This is a genomic window from Rariglobus hedericola (genome assembly GCF_007559335.1).
GTDB classification, from domain to species: domain Bacteria; phylum Verrucomicrobiota; class Verrucomicrobiia; order Opitutales; family Opitutaceae; genus Rariglobus; species Rariglobus hedericola.
Genome location: NZ_VMBG01000001.1, coordinates 989,500 through 1,010,573, shown reverse-complemented (window position 1 = coordinate 1,010,573; position 21,074 = coordinate 989,500). Strand labels below are relative to the sequence as shown.

14 protein-coding genes and 1 pseudogene are annotated in these 21,074 nt (G+C 57.7%); 6 read left to right on the top strand and 9 right to left on the bottom strand.

Annotated elements, in window-relative coordinates; genetic code table 11:
- Positions 1-712 precede the first annotated feature (712 nt).
- Positions 713-1,255: a relaxase domain-containing protein gene (locus FPL22_RS04425; protein WP_144228892.1), complete on the top strand. Its 543-nt coding sequence runs from the start codon at positions 713-715 to the stop codon at positions 1,253-1,255.
- On the opposite strand, the gene FPL22_RS04420 is transcribed toward FPL22_RS04425, so the two are convergent.
- The gene (locus FPL22_RS04420; protein WP_144228891.1) at positions 1,178-1,963 is read right to left on the bottom strand and encodes an AraC family transcriptional regulator; all 786 of its coding nucleotides are present in this window, start codon (positions 1,961-1,963) and stop codon (positions 1,178-1,180) included. The genes FPL22_RS04425 and FPL22_RS04420 overlap by 78 nt on opposite strands.
- A gap of 108 nt (positions 1,964-2,071) precedes the next feature.
- Between FPL22_RS04420 and melA the strand changes: the two are divergent.
- Positions 2,072-3,406: pseudogene (gene melA, locus FPL22_RS18205) on the top strand (alpha-galactosidase); the annotation flags it as partial.
- 928 nt (positions 3,407-4,334) lie between these two features.
- On the opposite strand, the gene FPL22_RS04410 reads toward melA, so the two are convergent.
- The 7 genes from FPL22_RS04410 to FPL22_RS04380 form a co-directional block, all read right to left on the bottom strand.
- Positions 4,335-6,674 carry an alpha-L-rhamnosidase-related protein gene (locus FPL22_RS04410; RefSeq protein WP_144228889.1) on the bottom strand — a complete coding sequence of 780 codons (2,340 nt, stop codon included), beginning with the start codon at positions 6,672-6,674 and terminating at the stop codon, positions 4,335-4,337.
- 19 nt (positions 6,675-6,693) lie between these two features.
- Positions 6,694-8,703 carry a sodium:proline symporter gene (locus tag FPL22_RS04405; RefSeq protein ID WP_144228888.1) on the bottom strand — a complete coding sequence of 670 codons (2,010 nt, stop codon included), beginning with the start codon at positions 8,701-8,703 and terminating at the stop codon, positions 6,694-6,696.
- 78 nt (positions 8,704-8,781) lie between these two features.
- Entirely contained in the window at positions 8,782-9,993 is a 1,212-nt protein-coding gene (locus FPL22_RS04400; protein WP_162525189.1) for an SGNH/GDSL hydrolase family protein, read from the bottom strand.
- An 18-nt stretch (positions 9,994-10,011) separates the two neighbouring features.
- Complete coding sequence (locus FPL22_RS04395; RefSeq protein WP_144228886.1) at positions 10,012-11,505, bottom strand: cellulase family glycosylhydrolase; 1,494 nt, start codon at positions 11,503-11,505, stop codon at positions 10,012-10,014.
- 65 nt (positions 11,506-11,570) lie between these two features.
- Positions 11,571-12,326, bottom strand: coding sequence for a DUF1559 family PulG-like putative transporter (locus tag FPL22_RS04390; protein ID WP_144228885.1), 756 nt, complete (start codon positions 12,324-12,326; stop codon positions 11,571-11,573).
- Between the two features lie 68 nt (positions 12,327-12,394).
- Positions 12,395-13,177, bottom strand: a complete 783-nt coding sequence (locus tag FPL22_RS04385) for a hypothetical protein (RefSeq protein ID WP_144228884.1) — start codon at positions 13,175-13,177, stop codon at positions 12,395-12,397.
- A 47-nt stretch (positions 13,178-13,224) separates the two neighbouring features.
- A complete protein-coding gene (locus tag FPL22_RS04380; protein ID WP_144228883.1) occupies positions 13,225-13,950 on the bottom strand; it encodes a hypothetical protein in 726 nt (241 codons plus the stop codon).
- Positions 13,951-14,353: 403 nt separating this feature from the next.
- On the opposite strand from FPL22_RS04380, the gene FPL22_RS04375 reads away from it, so the two are divergent.
- The 4 genes from FPL22_RS04375 (at position 14,354) to FPL22_RS04360 (ending at position 20,747) form a co-directional block, all read left to right on the top strand.
- Positions 14,354-15,322, top strand: a complete 969-nt coding sequence (locus FPL22_RS04375; protein ID WP_238991312.1) for a helix-turn-helix domain-containing protein — start codon at positions 14,354-14,356, stop codon at positions 15,320-15,322.
- A gap of 187 nt (positions 15,323-15,509) precedes the next feature.
- Entirely contained in the window at positions 15,510-17,423 is a 1,914-nt protein-coding gene (locus FPL22_RS04370) for a hypothetical protein (RefSeq protein WP_144228882.1), read from the top strand.
- Between the two features lie 51 nt (positions 17,424-17,474).
- Positions 17,475-18,215: an HpcH/HpaI aldolase family protein gene (locus tag FPL22_RS04365; RefSeq protein WP_144228881.1), complete on the top strand. Its 741-nt coding sequence runs from the start codon at positions 17,475-17,477 to the stop codon at positions 18,213-18,215.
- A 30-nt stretch (positions 18,216-18,245) separates the two neighbouring features.
- Complete coding sequence (locus tag FPL22_RS04360) at positions 18,246-20,747, top strand: beta-glucosidase (RefSeq protein ID WP_238991311.1); 2,502 nt, start codon at positions 18,246-18,248, stop codon at positions 20,745-20,747.
- A gap of 33 nt (positions 20,748-20,780) precedes the next feature.
- Here the strand turns inward: FPL22_RS04360 and FPL22_RS04355 are convergent, their stop codons facing one another.
- The gene (locus FPL22_RS04355) at positions 20,781-21,041 is read right to left on the bottom strand and encodes a hypothetical protein (protein ID WP_144228879.1); all 261 of its coding nucleotides are present in this window, start codon (positions 21,039-21,041) and stop codon (positions 20,781-20,783) included.
- Positions 21,042-21,074: the final 33 nt, after the last annotated feature.

The window sequence follows — 21,074 nt, the reverse complement described above, 5'->3', positions numbered from 1 at the left end:
ACCAACTTCGTCGTAGGCTTCTCGCTTGATGCATGCATTTGCGGATGTCGGCTGTCGAAGTGAGGTTTGTTCCGCTGTTATTTGGGGATCGGCCAGTGTCCCTATTTTCGGCAAGTCGGAATCGGCTGCGGGTCGGACGATCTGTCGGCCTGCGCGAAGTCTCCGGGACGGGAGGAACGCAGCTGGCCGGGAGCCGGAGCGGAGTTGCCGTAGGCAGCCCGCGCAGGCGGACGGCGGGCGGAGCGACGACCGTGCCCAGAGTCTTCGCGCGTGTGCCGTTTATGTTCCCGCCAGGGCAAGTCGCCGGGCCAAAAGTGGAGCGCAGCGGAATGTTGGCGCGGTGTCTTGCTCGGTCGGGAATTAGGTCAGCGGCCGCCCCTGTGCGTGACCTCATTTCAGCAGGTGTGTCGTTGGTCGCGTGGGTTGACGCGCGAGCAAATGCGACATGCCAGTCGTTTTTACGAAATCTCAAACGTTACGCGGCAGCGTAAGGAGTAGGGCGTCCCACCTGGAGAGAAACGCGGATGCGTTTCCTAAGTTAAACGCGCGCGAGTCGCGCCTGAACCCATGCTGAGTCCAAAAGCACAGATGAATTTGAAGCACGCGAAGTCTTACTTTCGCGAGCATCTGAGCGTGGGTGATTACTGCTCGGTGGAAGCGCAGGTGCGCGGAGAATGGTTCGGGGAGGCTGCGATTCGGCTCGGTTTGACGGGTGTCGTTGGTGAGGCGGATTTCCTCGCTTTGTGACGGTCAGAATCCGAAGACCGGCGAGCGACTGACCCAGCGGTTGAATTCGCTGCGGCGGGAATCGCTGGGCGGTGAGTTGGCGAACGGCCAGGTATTTTATGATTTCACGATCAGTCCTCCGAAGAGCGTTTCGGTCGTCGCGCTTTATCAGGATGACCGCATTTTGGCGCTGCATGATCGCGCGGTGCGGACGGCCATGTCGGAGCTGGAAAAGCTAGCGGCGACACGAGTCCGTAAGGACGGCGCGCAGGCCGAGCGGGAGACAGGCAACGTGATCGGTGCGGCCTTCCGACATGACACCAGTCGGGAATCCAAACCGCCCGCGCGGCTCGTTCCTCTTCGTCGGTCCGACCGGCGTCGGAAATCGAGATTGCCAATGTCTTCACGTCATACGTCTTCGCCCAATCGAAGCCGCTTCGTTTCGACTGAGTCATTGAGCACGAGGGCTACGCCCGAATTTTTGACTGTAGGCTCGGCGGAAAGAGTTACTGCTCGCATAGCCACTTGAGAGGGCAATGGATTCTACGTTGTTGTTGGTTGCTGCGAGCATCGTCCGGGCGTGATCTAGGCGTAGGCCGCGCAGGAATCCACCGGGGGATTCGCTGTAACGGTCTGTGAACTCCCGGATGAAATGTTCACGGCTCACGCCGCATTTTTCGGCAACGAGCTTGAGGTTGATGGGTGAGCGAAAATGACTGCGCAGGTAATGATATCCGAATTCGATGGGATCGCTGGCTCGAGTGGCGTGGACCTGTTCGCGATAGAGGGCGACCAGCAGATGGTGAAACAGTCCGGTTTCGTGAAAACGGTCGCGGAAGGTGTGCTGGGTGAACCGCGCGTTCAGCTCGTTGAACAGCGCCGCGGCCTCGGATCCGGGGGGCATGTTCACTACCGAGCCGAAGTCGGTTCGGATGAGATTGAACAGCGGTCCCAGTCCACCGATTTTCGCGCTCACGTAACGGAGGACGTAGGGATCGGCCGCCGTATCAATGCGGCCATAAGAGGTGGCTTCATCATGAGAGAACAGCATGGCATGGCCGGACGGCACCGCCTGCATGCCGCGCGAATCACGGAACCAGCCTTGACCGCGGAGAGTGAGCTGAATGGCGACGTGATCCGCCGAGCTTCCGCGACGCGAATTATCGTAGGAGTAGACTGAGGATGACCACTCTTCGTCGTTGCTGTAGATTACCGTAGTAAAAAATGCGCCAGACATGACGTTTGATCACAAATTGCACCCTTCGTATCAAACTTTTCATGAGTATGCAGTTCATCACGGTCTGCTTTGGTAAGGGGAACTCTCCTTTGGATTTATTGAAATCATATTTCTCCCATGGCTAAAATTACCCTGATTGGCGCCGGTTCGGTCGTCTTCGCGAAGAACCTGATCTCCGACATCCTGCAATTCCCCGAGCTGAGCGGCTCGACCATCACGCTGATGGACATCGATCCGGCGCGTCTCGAGACGGCCCGCGTCATGGCCGAGCGCGTGGTGCGCAAGCTTGGAGTGAAGGCGAAGATCGAGGCGACGCTGGACCGTCGCAAGGCGATCACTGGCGCGAACTACGTCATCTGCACGATCCAGGTCGGCGGTTACAAGCCGGGCACGGTCATCGATTTTGAAATCCCTCGCAAATTCGGCCTGCTCCAGACTATCGGCGACACGCTCGGCGTGGGCGGAGTGTTCCGCGGATTGCGCACGATCCCGAAGATATTGGAAATCGCGCGGGACATCGCCGAGGTGGGCGCACCGGGATGCACGTTCCTCAACTACACGAACCCGATGGCGATGTTGTGCATGGCGGCCGACAAGGCCGTGGGCGTGCCGATGGTGGGCCTGTGCCACAGCGTGCAGGGCACCAGCCAGCAGCTCGCCAATTACGCGGGGCTGCATTACAAGCATGTCACTTATCGTGTGGCAGGCATTAACCACATGGCGTTCTTCCTCGACTACAAGTATCGCGGAAAAGACGCGTATCCACTGCTGTTCAACCTGCTCAACGATCCGTCGTTTTCGCAGGACAAGGTGCGTTTCGAGATGATGCGTCGTCTCGGCTACTTCGTGACGGAGTCGTCCGAGCATCAGAGCGAATACAATCCGCATTTCATCCATCACGGTAAGGATGTGATCTCTAAGTTCGACATTCCGATCGACGAATACCTGCGCCGCTGCGAGTCGATCATCTCGACGTGGAAAAAGGCCGAGGCCGAGTTGATCGGCGAAGACGGTGATATCGTGGTGAATCCGCAGACGCACGAATACGGCAGCTTCATCATTCATTCGATGGAGACCAACACGCCGCGCGTGATTTACGGCAACGTGCCCAATACCGGACTCATCACGAATCTGCCGGATCGCTGCTGCGTGGAGCTGCCCGTGCTGGTGGACGCGCAAGGCTTGCAACCCACCCATATCGGCAACCTGCCGCCGCAACTCGCCGCGATCTGCCGGACCAACGTCAACGTGCAGGAACTCACCGTCGAGGCCGCGCTCACGGGCAAGCGCGAACACATTTATCACGCGGTCATGACCGACCCGCACGCCGCCGCCACGCTGCCGCTCGACAAGATCTGGGCCATGTGCGACGAGCTGATCGAAGCGCACCAGAAAGCGGGTCTTCTCGGCGATTTCGCTCCGACGATCAAAAACACGGGCCGTGCCTACGCCGGTCTGGGCGACCGGGTAATCGTTACGCTGGAGCCCGTGAAAGCCTTGGCGTCCATCGCAGGCCAGTCGATTGAGTTCACGCTCACGGCGGTCAATCAGGGCGCAAAAGCCTTCAGCGGAAAACTTATTTTTATATCCGAGGCCGGCGAGGTTGTTGCAAAGGGCGGAGCGGTTTCACTCAAGGTTGCCGGAGGGGCGACGCTCACCAAGCAGGTGGTGCTGCGTCCCGCCGCGGCTACATCGTTGTTCCTGCGGGCGGTCTCGAACGATGAGCGCGTGGTTGGTCGCGAGTATATTTATACCGAGCCGCGGGTGCTCAACGTTTCCGCAGAGGGCGGCCCCGTTCCGGTGGAAATCGAGTTCATGGCTAACAAGCTGCTCAAGGGCGGCCTGACCGTTAAAGGAAACAAGCTCGAGGTGACCGGACGTGTCATTGATACCGCCGTGAAAATCGACGAGAAGGCGCCGTGGGATGCGTCGGTGGTCGAATTCTTTGTGAAGGGCCCGCATGGAGCGGTGAAGCAATTTTTCCTGCTGCCGCGCACGAAAGGCGCGACCGTGCTGGGTAGGGACTTCAAGCCGGTCAAGGACGTGACCTTCAAGGTTGCGATCGACAAGGGTGGCTACGATTTCAGGCTGGCCGCCGATCTCGCCATAATCGGAGTCGTGGAGAAAACGGGTGATCCCTTCTACATGGATTTCGTGGTGGGTGCGGGTGCGCTGGGCGATGCTCATGGCGCCTGTCGCGTGGGCTGGAACGGCAGTGTCAGAAGCTCTTCGCGAAGCGGCCACTACGCGCTCGTCACCCGTGAAGGCCATTGATCGTCTTCGCGGCTCTTTGCTGAAGTGCTCGGTTCGTGCGCTCAGGCGGTCCGATAAACCGCTTGGGCATTCGGACGGTTGAGCGACCCGCTTGAAGTTACCCGTGCAGCGTCCAGCGGTTTTTTCCGGTCACGGTGAGACGTTTTGCGCCGGGAAAAATGACGTCAGCGGTCACCCCTTTGGGCAGGGAAAGCGCGACTTGGATAATTCCCGAGGGCGTGCGTTTCCATGCGCTGGTGATTTTGCCGGCGGGTAAGGGAATAATCGCGCCGCCCTGATCGCCCTCAAACAGCGGAGCGAAGCGAACCGAACTCCAAGCGGGTCCCGTCTGGGTGAGGCCTCCGATGGTCTGCATGAGGTGATAAATCGGATGAGCAGACCAGGCGTGCGAGTGACTTTCGTCTCCGCGCTTGGGAGAGAAGTTTTCCCAGGTGGTTCCATGGTCGGCCATGGCTGCCCAATGCTTGCGGATGAACGCGACCACATCCGCCGAGTAGCCCCGCTCAATGAGGACCGTAAACACATAGGTGACCCAATAGGCGGACGGAGTGGCGGCCGGACGACTGACGCCCCTGATCCACGGCAAGATGACGCGGGTGAGGGCCGCTTCGGTGTTGAGGCCGCGGAGGTTGGCAGTGATTGCCAGAGTCTGCGCGTGGATACTGGTTGTTGAGGCGATCTTACCTTTGCGGTCGAGGCCGTCACGCATGAGGCCATCGGCGTCTATGAGTTTTCCAAGGGCGGTGCGAAGGCGTGCGGCCCACGCGGTGAGCGGAGCGGCCTTCGATTTGTTTCCACCTTGTCGATACATGAGCGCCAGTTTTTCCAACGCGATCAGCAGCCACAGGTTATAGATTGCCGGAGAGCCGTCTTTGAAGAGGTCGGTCCAGTCGAGAAAGAGCCAGAAGCGTTTGTCATAACCGACGAGACCGGTCTTGGCATCGGTGTGCTTGCGGAAGTAATCGAGCGCGCGTTCGACGGTGGATTCGTTCTCCGCAAGCAACGCGGTTGATCCCGTCTGCCAATAGGCATCCCAAAGGGTGAGAAACCAAATAAGCGTGAAGTCGGGGAGGATGCAGTTGTGCGCCATGGTGGGCGCGTGTCCGTAGGTGATGCCGTCGGGAGTCGTCTGTTGCCCGATCTGGCGAATGCCGCGCGCAAAGAGCCGGGTGTCGCCGTTGAGATGAAAGGTGTTCCATGCCTGCACGCGGGCGTCACCCCACCATTGGGCTTGTTCGCGCCACGGTGTGTCCACGTAGGCGTCGAGGCTGCAGCATTGCTGGGTCCAGGCGCAGGTTTCCCAAATGCGTTTCAGCGCCGTGTCGGACGAGTGGAAGCTTCCTTTGCGCGGCAAGGGATAACCGATCCACTCCAGGCTTGGGGCGACACGCAGGTCCGACGTGGTGTCGCGCACCGTGAGCATCAGGAAGCGGAAACCGAAGGCGTGGTAAAACGTGTGGTCGTTGCTGCCGGCACGTAGAGTCGCCCGACCTCCGAATGCCATGCGGCTATTTGCGGGCATGACTTGGTCGGGCGTCAGCGTGGCCGTGTCGATCGTTTCGGCGAAATGAGTGTCGATGATTTCGCCGCCGTTCGCTCCGTGAAGGGACAGCCTGAGATTGCCGACGACAGTGCGTTTGAAGTCGAAGAGGAAACTGCGGAAGCGTCCGGCGCCGGTCGCAGCAAGCGACAACGGCGAAAAGGGGATGTCCACGGCCGGCCGGTGACTGCGATCTTCTTTCTGGCGGAGGCTAACCACATCGCGCGTATCGGTATAACCGGCGGCCGATCGACCCTCTCGGATGCCGAGGAGGGCGGCGGGGGACATCATGCGTCTTTCCAGCAGGGGTATGCCTCGTTCTTCCAAGGAAAACCAAGGCGCGGAGTTGAGTTTCTGAGCGATGGGGTTGTCCCAAGAACTGTCATCAAAGTCGGGTTCCATCCAGTCGGCGGGAGTTTCCCGCAGGTCGATGTGTTCTTGCGGAAAAAGTTGCAGGCTCGTCACGACAGTGTCGCGCCGGATGCCGGCTTGCCGGATAGCTTTCCAGTGCGGCCCGCTGTTGATCTCCGTCTTCCCCCATTTGGCGGCGACGAGCAGGCCGGCCCAAGCTTGGCTGAGATATTGAAAGTTGCTGAAGCCGGGGTTGTAGGCGCGGATCGCGACTTGGTTGTATCCTTTTTTTAGATATGCGTGCAGGTCGATCTCATCGTAGGGCCAGCTGGCCTGGTAGCCGCGGGCCGGACCAGAGGCTACGAAGCGGCCGTTGATGTAGAGCCTGTAGGACTGGTCCGCAGTGATGAAGAGCGGTGCGCGTTTGGGCACGGAGGCGATTTTGATGCCGGTGCGGAACAGCGCATAGCCGTTGTGGATATCCCAATTGGGGCTCTCGGGCCAAATCCATTGAGCTCGGGCAAAGGCTTTGGATGCAGGTGTCATTCCTGATTTTGGTCCGTTCTCAATACGGCTTGTGCTGCTTCACCGTGCCGTTATCCGAATCATCCACCTTGTAAGTCTTCAGCGACCGGAAGAGCGCGCGTATATCGTGAATGCCGCCCCACGTAAACCAGATGCCGGTAACCACCGTCATGACGATGGAGAGTCCGATGGCAGTCACATGCCAGTAGGACAACCAAAGGTCGTTCGACCAAGGTTTGATCCCAGGCATCCAGCCAGCGTATCCGATGATGTTCCAAGCAGTGCCCGCCAGCATTACAAACAGCCAGAGTATGCTCCAGCCGAACAGGCCGCCCGCGATCCACTTGTCGCCCTTGGTAAAGTTGGCATCAAAGCCGATGATTCGTCCCAGCGTCCATGGACGTTTCTGGATGATCGGTCGTCCCTCGGAATCGAGCGGCAGTTCATCCCGGTGGAGCATTTTGTTGATCGGGAAGTCCTGACGGCAGGTCAGCAACGATACTCCGATGTAGAGCGTGATCGCGATCAACGTGGTGAAAAACGAAATCTGGCTTCCGTTGAGTGTGAAGTCGGGAACGGGCAAGCCCAGCGATTGCAGGGCGCGCGAAAGAAAGTCGTCGCCCCAAATCTTGTAAGCGAAAATCCCGCCGCAGGAAAGAATCGCACCCGCCAGCAATGCAGACCAAGCGCCAGCGGTTGTTCCTTTTTTCCAATAAAGTCCACCGATGATGGCCGCACCAGCGCCGCCCACATACATGGCGGTCGTGATCATAAACCACATCACGATGTATTCCGTTGAGCGGAAAAAAGTGCCGAATAAGAATGCGAAGATTGCGACCCCGGTGATGCATCGGCGTAACAAGGTGATGTGTTCTTTCGGCGAAGGGGCCTTTTTCAGGCGGGGCAGGATTACATCCTGCGCGAGAATGCCGCCCCACGAATGTAGGTGGGTCGAATCGCCGCCGAAGATTCCCATAAGGAGCACAGCACAGAGCGCGCCTTTTACGCCGATTGGCAGCAGGTAGGAAAGCGCCACCGGGATGGTCATCTGTTTTTGGATCTGCGCAGATTCGATGCCGGCAATCGCCTGATGGGCAGACTCCGCGGCGACTCCGTAGTCGGCGTGCTGCAAGAAGGTCAGCGCGGCCAATGCCATTAGCACGATCACGGCACCTTTGCCCATTTCGCGCCAGCGACTAAGCAGTCCGCCCATGCGCGCCTCATGCGGCGTGGCTCCGGCCGAATTATAGGCGCTGGAGTTTTGCCAGGCCATCGTTCCGTAAATGGATAGAAACAGGCCGATCAGGATATACCACAAATTGAAGTCCTGCACCGCCCACGCATCGAACGGATTGACCAGCGAATGATTCGGCGGCCGATCTCCGATCGTCGCCGCCATGTCACGCCATGGCACGACCCAGAGCACGCCCACGATTAGCACGATGTAGATCAACTGGGAAAAAATACCTTCAAGGCAGTCCGTGACCATCAGGGTGATAAGCCCTCCGGAAATCGTGAGCGTTAGGCTGATCGTCAGTAGAACCGCCATGACCGGAACATAAGTGGGAAGCGTCCAAGATCCGAAGGCGATCTCTTGGGGAAACTGCATGAAATACACGATGAACCGTGCACCTACGGCGGGGATGATACCGAAGTTGATCACGCCCGCGAGCACCCCGAGGATCCCCGTAAACGAGCGAAAATTGCGGCTGTAACGCATCTCAAAAAACTCAGCCAGCGTCATGGCCTTTGTCTCGCGGAAACGATAAATCACAAAGCCGAAGATGGCCACTACGAGCCCGATAGGGACCGTGATCATGCCCCACCACCATGGCACAAAACCCGACTGCGCGAACATCTCCCACACCGCCACGAACACGACCGCGCCGGCTTGCATTTCGCCTCGGGCCACGGCGAGCAGGTAGCGCCCGCCTACACGTCCACCGGAAACAAAATGGGCCACGCTTTTCATTTGGCGCTGCGTGATAATGCCCACGATCAGGATAATGATCAGGGGGACGAGGATGACTGCCCAATCGAGGAGATGCATGAAAGCTGGATGAAGGTGGTGCCTCCGAAGCACCGATTTGTTATCGGCGTTGCCGCCGCGTTGACGTGGGGGGCGGCCTTAGGGCGCCTGTTCAGTGGAGTGGGAGCCGGTAAGACCGGTCGCGCCTAGACCCAGTATCTGAAACTCGTGTCCGGTGCTTTGCGGGTGGGCTTCTTCGAGGAGTTCGAACCGCACCCGGTGAGGGCCGGCGGGGATATCTTGGACGAGCGTGAGGGTTTCGCGGTAGCCGCCCCAGGTTTTCTCGAACCAGCCATCGCGCGTGACCGGCGGCAGTTTATCCACCTGCACACGAACTTTCCCCATCGGTCCGTTAATGTGATAATCCATCAGGAAAATGCGGGTGCCACTGATTTTGAACTCGATCACGCTTCCGGGCGTTGAACTAACCCAGGCCTTTTTTTCCGGCATGTAAGTCCAGCCCTCGTTGTTGAGCGGCTGAAGATCGGCGGCCTCGAGCAACGTGGTTCGTTCAAACGCATCGCTCAACACGGGGGAGGGAAGTGTCGGCGAGACGGGGGATGAAGCCGCGTCCACCGGGACGGATACGCGGCCTTTTTCCAGCAATGTCGTGATGAACGTGGCGGTGCTGGCATGGCCTTGATTGTTGGGATGGATGTAATCCGCACCGATCTGCGACCACTGCACACGGCCCGATTGGAGCTCGGGCCAGAAGGCATTCCGATAACTGATCATCGGCAGTTGGTAGTGGCTGCCGATTTTTTCCTGCCATTCCTGCGCGTTGATTCCGTCGTTGCGCGACATGAAAAGCAGCACCACCGCGGGCGCTTGCGGTTGCTTCAAAATCTGGCGCACCAAGCCTTCGTAACTTTCGGCGAGTTCCGGTCCAGCCTTGTCGTTCACTGCGAAGTCAACCACGACGAAGTCGGGGGACCGCGAGAGCAAGTCGCGTTGAGCGCGCAGACTCCCGTAGAGCGAATTCGTGGCGCCGATGCCGGCGTTGACGAGGGTGAACCGGGTGTGGGGAAAGGTTGTTTTCCACCAGTCGGCCACGCGGTTGACATAGCGGTTTGCTGGTTTGGTGGCGATCGCGCCTTGGGTGATGGAGCCGCCGATAAAGCCGAGAGTCACCGGTTCGCCGCGCTGCGCTTTGGCGAGCACCGCTTTCAGCCGGGAGAGATCGCCCTCGGCGACCACTGACCGCGAAACGATCTCCGCAGAGTCGGGGAGGGAAGCGATCGCGGGCTCAATCGCGTGGAGTGTGGTCCACGTAAGGCCGAGCGCGATGATCAAGGGGGTGAGTCTGGCCAAAAAGGAGTGCATCGTGGGTCACTTCGAGGCGGACAGGGATGCAGGAATGAAAAACGTGACGCTGCGCGCGGGCAGTTCAATCGGCAGTGGCTCGCCAACCGAGGCGGTGATCGTTTCGACGGGTGAGGGGAAGCCGTTGGCATCCGTCTTGGCGGAGCCTTCCGCATAAAGGTAGCGGGCCAGCGAAGCCGACGAGCCTTCGGGCAGCGACAAATTGACGGTCGCCGGCGTATCAGCCGTGTTGGTCAGCACAACGGACCAGCCGGCGGATGGCGTGTCTTTTGCCGCGGGCAAGCGGGCCGCGATACCTTCGACGCCGGCAGGCAGACCCTTGAGCAGCGAAAAAGTGCTGTCGGGCGGAAATGCGCGGGTGAGCAATGCCCACGTATAGAACCACGGTTTGGGACGGGAGCCGTCGGTCTTGTTGCCCCACATGCCCCAGGTGAAGTTGAAGTGCGAACTGTCATCGAGCATCCATGCCAGCACACTCCAGGTGCCGGCCTCGACGGACTGGATGGCATACTGAGTCATGTAGAGACCGTATTGCCAGTCTTGGTGCAGGGCGTTGTTGCGACCGCTGAATTGCTCACCTTGAGGAACGTCCGGCGGGAACACGGCGAAACCCGCTTCACCCAGAATCAGGGGTTTGGATTTATCGGGATCGTTCTGACGGACCATGCTCCACACTTCGCGCAGGTAGTCCCGAACAAATCCTTTGTCGGCGGATTCGCGGATGGTCGGGTGTTGTCGGCGCTGGTTGGCGTAGAGGTGGATCTCGTAGGCATCGAGTTCCCCGGGTGCGTTAAGCAACATGTGCTTGAGCCAGTCGTATTGATTTCCTGATTGGTCCGGTCCCGAAATCATGAGCCGGTTGCGCAGGCCGCGCTTTTCCAAGACCGAGATAACATTCTTGAATCCCTGATGCCAGGTGTCCCGTGCCTGGGTGTTGTTCAAGCCGGTGGACTTGGTGTAACCCATCCATTCGGGTTCATTCATAAAAATGAACTGCTGGATGCAGGTGTATTTTTTGACGTTGAGCAGGTGATCCAGATAGGCGCCGATGATCTCGGCGTATTTGGGATCGGATACGCCGGACAATCCAGGCGTCTTCATCCACGTGTCGTTCAATCCCCAATCGGTGAGAAGCACTTTGATGCCGAGCTCTTCGCAGATATCCAGCTGCCGGTAGAGCATCTGCATGGCAGAGGACTCGAAGTCGTAGCGATCTTCCCCGAAGTAGCACCAGTTGGATAGCATCATCGTGCGGACGACCGGCATCTTCATCCACTCGAGACGGCTGCGGATGAGCGAAAAGTCCTCATCGTTCATCTTATAGTGACGATAGGCCATCGAATCCCACTCAGCACCGAAGCCGAGGAACGGGCCGTCCAGTGGATTTCGGCCGTTGATGACAACCGGCGCGGCTGAGTCCGGTGTGGCGGCAAACAGACTTGCGGGGATGGCGGCGATTGGCAGGAGGAGAAGAAGTGCGGAAAGAAGACGGGGTTTCATTTTTTAGAAATCATTACGTTCGAGCATGGGAGGGCTGGAGCCTTCCTTGGCGGAAGGCTCACACTTCAACGATAGGGCCAGTAGAGGCAGTTGGGATTGCCCGGGGTATTGTCGCGCAATTCCTGAATGCTGACGACAGCTGCATGGCCGTCAAAAAAGGCACTGTTTACCTTGTCTCCTCCATGTCTCGGATAAGCAGTCCAAGCGTTCGAATAGTAAACGGAGGGCATGACCGATTCGCTAAATTGCGTGGTGGGGAATCGGGAGGTTTCTGTCCACTGTTCAGGCGGCAGTGAGATATTTGCAGGTCTGCCTGTATCGGTTACGAAGAGAGTGCTGGCCGGTTTCGCGATTGTGTTGATTCTGTATTCTCCGGTGTAGGCACCGGGATAGGGTAGCGTGCCTGATGAGATATAATACCAGACTACGGCAGGACCATAAGACGCAGGCATGACACCCGTGCGTGTGATATAAGCCATATCGTAAGGAGGGGATATCGATGCACGGCCTATGTCATCCGCAGGGCAAAGGAAGACCTCCATGCTTTTGTTATCGCCCAAATACGGCAGCAGTCGTGCACGCCAAGTGAACGGCTGGCCGTCTACCGTGGTCTGCTGAGCAGGCAGCCGGCCTTTGTTTTCACCCGTATAGGCGATCATGGCCAAGGTGATCTGACGCAGGTTACTGAGGCACTGGGTGGATTTCGCTTTGTCGCGCGCCCTACCGATCACCACTATCAGGATTCCACTGAGCACTCCGATGATGGCTATGGTCGCAAGGAGTTCTACGAGAGTGAATCCGTCGGGGGTTTTCCGTTTCATGATTCGATGGTAAAGTCCGCCAATTAATGAAGACGTGTGGGGCACTTGCTGATCCCGGTCCTGTGCTATCAGACCTGACGGCGCCGACGGCCCATCACGGCGATCATGGCGCAAGCACTCGCAGCAAGGGCATAGGTGCTGGGTTCGGGAATTGCGGTTGCCACCACGTTATCCACGGCGAAACCGCCGTCGTTTGAGTAGAGTTGAAGTCCTTTCAGGCCGTCATGCGTCGTCGCATTACGGAAATAGGCGAGAGAACTGAGCGTGGTCAGTGAACCTCCGGCCGCGCCGTAGCCGATCGAGTAAGTGTTGGATGCATCATCAAAAGCGATGTTCAGTTGATACTTACTGACGCTGGAGAATGTAGTGTTTCCTGAATTAAGAACAGACGCCGTGAAAATCGCACCGGTAAGGCTTTGCCAGCCGCTGCCTGTATTTGCCGACAGGCTGAAAGGCTGGTTGCTGGCGTTGTTGGTCTGGATGCGAAGGCTGATCCAAGCAGTCCCTGAACTGACAAGGTCCGTCGTTTGATAGAGATTGATAATGAAGGACTGGCTGAAAGCGCTGGGGGCACCTTGATTAACTGTGAAATCAAAACTCAGGTTGAAGTCTTTCGCGGCGGCGGAGGTCAACTGTCTGAGGTCTGCGGTGCCTTGCGCCACGGCTGAGGTGCCTGACCCCAATCCGGTGTTTTGATAAAGATTGGAACTGATATTGGTGTTCCAATTTGTGGGCACGCCGCTGCTCCAGGTTTCAAACGTTCCGTTCGAGATAAGGTTGGTCTGGGCAGTGCAGGAAAGAGCGCCGCCGATCATGGCGGCGGTCGCGAGAAGCAATTGTTGGAGTTTCATGGGATGGTTTGAGCGAAGTTTTTTGTGTGCGGGCTGAACGAAGGGATCTATCGGGCCGCGTTTACGGTGACGTCATCCAGCGCGAAGCCACTGTTGTTGGAGTAAAACTGCAGACCTTTCAGTCCGGCGTGGGTCGTGGGGTTGCGGAAATGAGCCACGGGCTTGAGCGTGGTGGTTTTACCTCCCTGCGGTGTGTATGAGATCACGTAGGTGTTGGAGGTGCCGTTGAAGGCCAGGACCAGCTGGTATTGTTTGGCCTCGGTAAACGATACGTTGTCTTCCTTAAGAATAGAGGGCTCAAAAACAGCTCCAGTAAGGCTCTGCCAGCCGCTGGAATCGTTGAGCGCCCAGAGACTGAAGGGCGCGGTGCTGACGTTGTTGCTTTGGAAGCGCAGGCTGATCCAAGCATTGCCCGAGTCCATGAGCGCGGGCGTCTGGTAGAGATTAATGATGAAAGACTGGCTGAATTCCGGAGCGGATGGATCCTGATTGAGCGTGAAGTTGAAGCTCAGCACAAAGCTCTTGGGCGAGAGGCTGGTTGCCTGTGTAATGTTGGCTTTATTCTGAACCAAGACAACGCTACCGGACCCGATACCTTCCGCTTGTTTGATGATGCCGGTTTTGCTCGCATCGAGACTGTATTTCCAGTCGGACGGCATACCGTGGTCCCATGACTCAAACGTTCCGTTGCTGATGAGGTTGGTTTGAGCGGCGCAGCTGAACGCGGTGATAATTGCCGCGACGGTCGTGATGAATAAGCGAGGGATTTGCATGGATTTAAAGTGGACGACGAAGGGGAGTGGAGCGCGATTGCGCGGTCATTTGGCAGGGCAAGTCGCGCTGATTTACTCCGGAGATTTTCAGCCGGAATAACGGCGGCGGAGTGGATCTGATATGGGTCGGGGTGTTGGGTTTGGAGCCATGCGCACCGTCGAATTTTCGAGGTGCGAAGGAAGGGGTGGAGACTGAAAGCGTTGAAGATGATGAACTCGTGTTTTTTTAACGCCAAAGAGTAAGGTTATTATATTTGTGACTAGGGTGGTCTTTTTGTGGCTTTCCCCCCGTCTTCATCCTGGCAAGGTGGTGGTCTTTTCTTGGGGGTATGTAAGATTTGTGTTCAAAAAAATGGTGCGATTTTAATTTGAAACAAGAGCGTAAGGTGGGAAGATCGCATCAATGAGTGGTAAATATGTGACAAATTTGATCTCCGAGGTTAACCGGCTCTGGATCCCGCAGGAGCTTACCTATGGCATTTCGGATGCGCTCAACGAGAATGATGGTAAGCACGGGCATTCCACCTATATGCCTCTGGGGGCCGCCGGTGGCATTAATACCGGACTTGAGGTCGTCACGCCGCAGCACCGCTATCGTTTTGACGGCATGCGTCCGCAGGCCAGGTCGAAGCCTCCCATCGGAGTATTTCAATATACGCTGGATGGTTGGGGAGAGTTGGAGACAGACGGCGTGACAACTCCGGTGGGGGCCGAACATGCCTTGAGTGTAAAGGTGCCTTCGCGGCACTGCTATCGGAGCGCGCAAGACTGCGGGCGCTGGAGTTTTTTTTGGATGGTCTTTGACCATCCCTACATAATTGAGCGGCTCTACGCGAAGCCCGAGATGCTCAATCGTGTGGTCAACTTGCCAGCGAACTCCGCGCCGGTGCGGGCTGCCGTGGGGGTGTTGAAAATTGTTTGGGGCAAGAATGCCGACGCGTTCGCCGTCGAGCAGGCGCTTTATCGATGGATGCTTGAGATGGAGCGATGGATGTTTGCGCAGCGTCATCCGGAGGAGCCGCGCCAGACCTTGCTGGATGAAGTGCGCCGCTTGACGATGGCGCACATTGAGGAAGCGGTGCCGGTCGAGTGGGTGGCGAAACAGTTCGGCATGAGTCGCACGCATTTCACGCATCACTTTACGCGGACTACGGGATTGTTGCCCGCCACGTTTATGCGCGAGGTCCGCTTGCATGCAGCGGCTGGCTTGCTGAGGGATCAGAATCTGTCGGTGAAGGAGGTTGCGGCGCGAACGGGTTTTGCCGACGCCAACCACCTCTGCAAAACGTTCCGGACCCAGTTCCATCTATCGCCCGGTGCCTATCGGCACCTGCGCACTCAAATCCCCTCCCCGGCGGCACCTGCTTCCTGAAGGGTCTATGGTTGGAGTATTTCACTCCCTCTTGATGGTAAATTTGTGAATGCTAATTTAGGACAGATAAACCAATCTATAGGCTAGAATCGAAAAAGCATTTTAGCCTATGTGAAATATGTGATGTATTTCATTGTCCTGCGTCATTTGATTGAGTCGTTCGGCGAGGAAGCGCGTGCCCATTAACATGCTCTCCAGGCTAAAGACGACGCGGGGCGGCAAGGCTGTGGCTCCGGTGGTGGATATTTTCCCACAGATCACGATGGGCCATCATGACGATGCTCGCATCGCCGAGGAAATGAGGCTGCTGAAAAGTCTCGGTTTCGAGCGTGTGTATTTTGTGCTGTGCAATCCGGGCTATCCGATGTTCTCCAATCCGGTTCTCGCGCTACATCCGCCGGATTTGCCGGGCTTGGAAAATCATTCGTTCAGGTCGATCGCGTCACTGGGAGATCCGAATTTCGCCTACGTCCACCACTGCCGCCGCTTGGGCATGGAGGCCTACGCGATCCTCAAGCCTTACGAAGGTGGCGGTGGAGTGACCGTGCCTCATGGCGCGCAATTGTCATGGAACACGCCGCGCGTGCCCGATGTGGGCGGAGACCGTGTCGGTTTCGATAATCTGCTGGGGCGTCGCCCTGAATTGCGTGTCAAACGCAAGCCTGACCCTGACTACGAACGTCTCATGGCGCAGCCCGTGGAAAAAATCATCGCGCAATTTTGTGTGGAGGATATCCCGGATGCGGAGAGTGCGAAAACGCCAGGCGAATCGGTCTCGGTTCAGGTGAAGTTTCACCTCTTTATCAGTGCGGACAACGGAGCCTATTCGCGCTACGAGAAGCCGCTTAGCGTGAGTGAAACGGTCGCGCCGGAGCGGGTGATCGATCCCAATGGATTCCCGATTTTCGTCGAGCGTAAGCAATGCCGATCATTCGTTTTGACGGGATTCAGTTTCTCTCCGGATGTCCGCTACTTCGCACTGGTGGTGGAATGCGGCTCCAAGCTCCACACGATACCGCAATCGATGGTTGGGCTGCATAGCGCGGAAGGACCGTTGCCGTCCACGGTATCGACGCACATTCGCCATGGCGGAAATCCAGTGCAGGCGGCCCGGCCTCCTGGCGAGCGCATCTGGGGCATGGAGCAGCACCCGCGCGTGGAGGAGTCCTTCGCCGCCGCCATCGCCGGGTTGTCGGAATGGGGCTTTGAGCATGAATGGCATGGCGCGGGATTTTGGGGCCCCGGATGGTCGTCGAGTTGTGCGTTCGGCATTGCCCGGGGAAAGCTTCAGTGGATGAAGGGCACGCCCTGTGAGGCGTATCCGGAAGTGCGCGAATATTGGCTCGATTGGGTGCGCAAGTGCATCGACATGGGTTTCGATGGAGTGGATCTGCGTCTGCAGAATCATTCGGGCATGGTCAGCGACTATGTGAACTACGGTTACAACGAGCCGATCATTGAGGCCTACCAGACAAAATACGGTGTAGATATTTTACGGGACGAAGCGGATCCGCTGAAAGTCATGGCGGTGCGCGGCGACTTCTTTACCCGGTTTGTCGAACAGGCATCCGTGCTGCTCCATCAAGCAGGTCGCAAGTTGCAGATTCACCTGAGGAATTGTCACGAAAAGCCGCGGCTTAGCACTGAATTCAATGAGCTGGGTTTTTGGGCGATGCCCAAGATATGGCTGGAGCAATGGCGTCATTTGGTGGATCTGGCGGACGAGATCACACTCAAGGATTATCACTTCAACCGCTACGATCCGACTGTGGCCATCGACATCAAACGCTACGCCCGTTCGCAGGGAAAACGCGTGTGGGTGCATTGCTATCTGTCCCAGGGGCGTGAGCTGAACGCGCAGTTTTTCAACCGAGTGGAGTCCGATGAAAACGTAAACGGCATTCTCCTTTATGAGGTATCACATGCGGAAAGAGGCGATGTGAACTTCGGCTTGATCGAGCAGTGCGGCCCGGTGGGTTTCCACCAGCCGAACGAACGTATTTTGAGGACGATCATGAAGCAGTGCGGTTTCGGCGAGCTCGCGGGGAAGGCAGGCGCCCGGGAAATAGAAATCCAACGGAAAGGTGTATCCGTTTTATGATACCGAATGCTCACTCCGAGGGGTGATCTGCTAAATTTTACCTAACAATATATGAATACTTCGAATCAAAAAATAACGCCTCGCGTCCCCGGTTTCGGCGCCTGGCTTGCATCCGGCTCACCCACGGTGGCGGAGCTGGCCGCGCAATGCGGTTTCGGCTGGTTACTGCTCGACATGGAGCACGGATGTTTGCCGGAGGCCGAGCTGTTGACCAATCTGCGGGCGGTCAGCGGTTATGACGTCGAGGTCGTGGTGCGCGTGCCCACGCACGAAGCCGGATTGATTGGTCGTGCGCTGGATTGGGGGGCGGATGCGATCATGGTTCCGCATGTCAAAACCGCCGAGGAGGCGGCCGCGCTGGTCCGAGCCATGAAGTATCCGCCTCTCGGCACGCGCGGGTTTTCGCCTGCCGTGCGTGCCTACGGCTATGGCCTGCGAGCGAAGGAGGCCGCGGGCGAGGCACGTCTGTTTGTTCAGATAGAAAGTGCAGAAGGCGTCAAAAACGCGGAGGCCATCGCAGGTGTTGCGGGTGTGCATGTTTTGTTCGTCGGTCCGGCCGATTTGAAACTCAGCCTTTCAACGATACCGGAGGCGCCGAACTACGATGACGCGCTGGACTGCGTAGTGCACGCGGCTCAGCGGAATCGCATTGAAGCGGGCATACTCATCCGTGATCAGGCAGACACCGCGCCTTTGCTGAAGCGGGGGTTTACTCAAGTCGCGCTGGGTATCGACATGGCGATTTTGAGCGCCGGATTTTTGTCCTTAACCAAGGCGGGAGCGTCCGCATGAGCGCCGCTCGCGTTCGCCTGGATTGATCACGTGAAAACCACTCTTTCATCGTCCCAACAAGTCGACGACATCGTCGCCCAGCTCACTTTTGAAGAAAAGATTTCGCTTCTGGCGGGAAGCGACACCTGGCATTTCGGCGGGGTTCCGCGGCTGGGAATTCCTCCGCTGCGAGTCGCCGATTGCGGACATGGCATCACCTTCGTGGACGAAGGCGCCCCAGCGACAACCTGCCTGCCCACGGGGATAGGCATGGGCGCAACCTGGGACGCCGCGCTCATCCGGCGGGCGGGGGGATTACTCGGCCGCGAATGCCGCGCGACGGGCATCGGCATTCTGCTTGGCCCGATGGTCAATCTCCAACGACTGCCGGTGGGCGGGCGAAATTTCGAAACGTATTCGGAAGACACGTTTTTGACCGCCGTCCTCGGCACGGCAATGATCATGGGCATTCAGGACACGGGAACAGGCGCCTGCGCGAAACACATCGCCTGCTACGGTCAGACTAAGTTTTCCCACAAACACAGCGTGGAGGTCGATGAACGCACGCTGCACGAGCTGTATTTGCGACATTTCGATTACATCGTGCGGCACGCGAATCCTGCCGCGATGATGACCTCCTATAATCGGGTGAACGGCGAAGATACCGCCGCGCACAATCACCTCATTCGGGAATTCGTCCGCGACACGCTCGGCTACGACGGACTCGTTTTGTCGGACTGGGGTGGCGTGCACGGTCCCGAGGTGATTGCGGCGGGACTCGACTTGGAAATGCCTGGTCCGCCCAAGCACGTCACCGCGGAATCCATGTATGCGCAGATCGCTTCCGGCGCGCTAACCGAGGATGAAATCGATGAGCACGCGGCACGTGTTCTGAGGACGAATCTGCGCCATGCCATCAGACCGGATCAACCGGCGGAGCTGGATTCTCCGGCGCATCGTCAGCTCGCGCGAGAGGTGGCGGAGTCGTCGATTACGTTGCTAAAAAATGAAGACGACTTTCTTCCATTGAATCCCCACCGGTTGCGCCGCGTGGCAGTCATCGGACCTAACGCAGCCACCGCCCGGCTCGGTGGCAGCGGAAGCGCCTCCGTCACTCCCAGTTATTCTATCTCGCCGCTGGCCGGACTGCGCCAGCGACTTGGTCCGGAGATCGAGGTGGTTTATGCGGAGGGCAGTCCGTCTCATGGAAAGGGCCGTCCGGTGGATCAGGGATTTGCGCATAGCACTTCAGATGGTAGCGGGGGTAACGGCCTGAGCGTTGAGTTTTTTAATAACATCACGCTCGACGGGGCACCGGTGTGCCGGAGCATTACTTCGCAAATAAACTATGCGTGGGGTTGGGCTGCGCCGGCCACGGGGGTGCGACGCGGACATTTTGGCGTGCGATTTAGTGGCGAACTTAACGCTCCGGACCGTGAGGGGCTTGAGACTCTGCACTTGCTGTATGAATCCGGTGGAGCCCGCGTATGGATCGATGGTGAATTGGTGCACGATAACTGGGACCCGGCAGAGCACGGACTTTTTGAAAACCGTTACGGCGCATTTATCGCAGACATCCCGATCGTCTTCAAACGAGGCGTTGCCGTCTCGGTGCGTATCGATTTCCGCCAGCTTGCGTCAGGGTCTGCGTTGCGTTTGGAGTGGCCCGCCGTCGAAAGCCACGCGCTTCAGGATGAAGCAGTCGCGCTGGCGCGCACTGCGGACGTGGTTATCGTGTGCGCCGGCTTGAACAACCGCTTTGAGGGCGGAGGCTGTGACCGTGCAACGTTGACGCTTCCTGACGGGCAAGACGCACTAATCGAGGCAGTGGCGGCAGCAAACACCAATACAGTCGTGGTGCTGAACGGAGCCACCGCCATGGCGATGCCTTGGCTGGATCGAGTGCGCGCCGTGTTGCATGCCTATTATCCCGGCCAGGAAGGTGGCGCTGCGCTGGCGCGCATCCTGTGTGGCGATGTGTCCCCATCAGGACGTTTGCCGATCACGCTTCCTCGAAGACTGGAGGATGTGGCGGGCATGGCTTTTTATCCCGGAGATGAACGTCATATGGTTTTTGGTGAAGGAGTTTTTGTCGGTTACCGCCACTTTGTTTCGCAGCAGAGGGTCACTCCGCTTTTTCCATTTGGATACGGACTCACGTATTCAAAATTTGATTATGCCAACCTCATCCTTTCCAAGCGTGAGTTGTCAGCCGGAGGTGATTTCGAAGTCTCGATTCAACTCACCAACGTGGGGCGGTGCACCGCCTCCGAAGTCGTCCAGCTTTACGTGGGCGCGGTGAATCCTTCTGTGAGTAGGCCGAAGTGGGAATTGCGCGGCTTTGATAAGGTGACATTGGCTCCAGGAGAATCGCGCCGCGTGCGGTTCTCGGTGAGCCCTGAAGACGCGGCCTTTTATTTTACCCAAGAGCGTGGATGGACTACAAGTAACGGCGATTATCGCGTTCGAGTCGGACCGGACTGTATGTGTGGAATGGAGGCCGAGTTTACGTATGGACCTAGAAAAGCACTTAATAAGCTCTCAAATCCTTAAATTACCTTATGAGTAAATCGAGGCTAGCTTCGGTTACTCCCCAAATAGATAGCTCAACTGGGGAAAATGCAGAGGGCCGGATACGCTAATCAACGTAACGAAGAGATCATCGCTTGGGTCGAGGAACATCCCGACATTAAGGCGGAGATCGAAGCGCGCGTGAAAAACGTTCCGGAAGCCAACCGTCAGCGCGCGTTCCTCACGGCCGCGAAGACGGAGGCGATGAACCAAACGGTCAAAACGTCGCAGGGGATTCGGGCGTAACGGCCACAGGGTTTGTTCGGCGGCGGTCACGAAAGTGACCGCCGCTTTTGCGTTACCGTCGTA

Bases quoted from the DNA above. Each gene is read 5' to 3' on its own strand.
- FPL22_RS04420 (WP_144228891.1), bottom strand. From the start codon at position 1,963: ATGTCTGGCGCATTTTTTACTACGGTAATCTACAGCAACGACGAAGAG.
- FPL22_RS04410 (WP_144228889.1), bottom strand. From the start codon at position 6,674: ATGACACCTGCATCCAAAGCCTTTGCCCGAGCTCAATGGATTTGGCCC.
- FPL22_RS04405 (WP_144228888.1), bottom strand. From the start codon at position 8,703: ATGCATCTCCTCGATTGGGCAGTCATCCTCGTCCCCCTGATCATTATC.
- FPL22_RS04395 (WP_144228886.1), bottom strand. From the start codon at position 11,505: ATGAAACCCCGTCTTCTTTCCGCACTTCTTCTCCTCCTGCCAATCGCC.
- FPL22_RS04390 (WP_144228885.1), bottom strand. From the start codon at position 12,326: ATGAAACGGAAAACCCCCGACGGATTCACTCTCGTAGAACTCCTTGCG.
- FPL22_RS04385 (WP_144228884.1), bottom strand. From the start codon at position 13,177: ATGAAACTCCAACAATTGCTTCTCGCGACCGCCGCCATGATCGGCGGC.
- FPL22_RS04380 (WP_144228883.1), bottom strand. From the start codon at position 13,950: ATGCAAATCCCTCGCTTATTCATCACGACCGTCGCGGCAATTATCACC.
- FPL22_RS04375 (WP_238991312.1), top strand. From the start codon at position 14,354: ATGAGTGGTAAATATGTGACAAATTTGATCTCCGAGGTTAACCGGCTC.
- FPL22_RS04370 (WP_144228882.1), top strand. From the start codon at position 15,510: ATGCTCTCCAGGCTAAAGACGACGCGGGGCGGCAAGGCTGTGGCTCCG.
- FPL22_RS04365 (WP_144228881.1), top strand. From the start codon at position 17,475: ATGAATACTTCGAATCAAAAAATAACGCCTCGCGTCCCCGGTTTCGGC.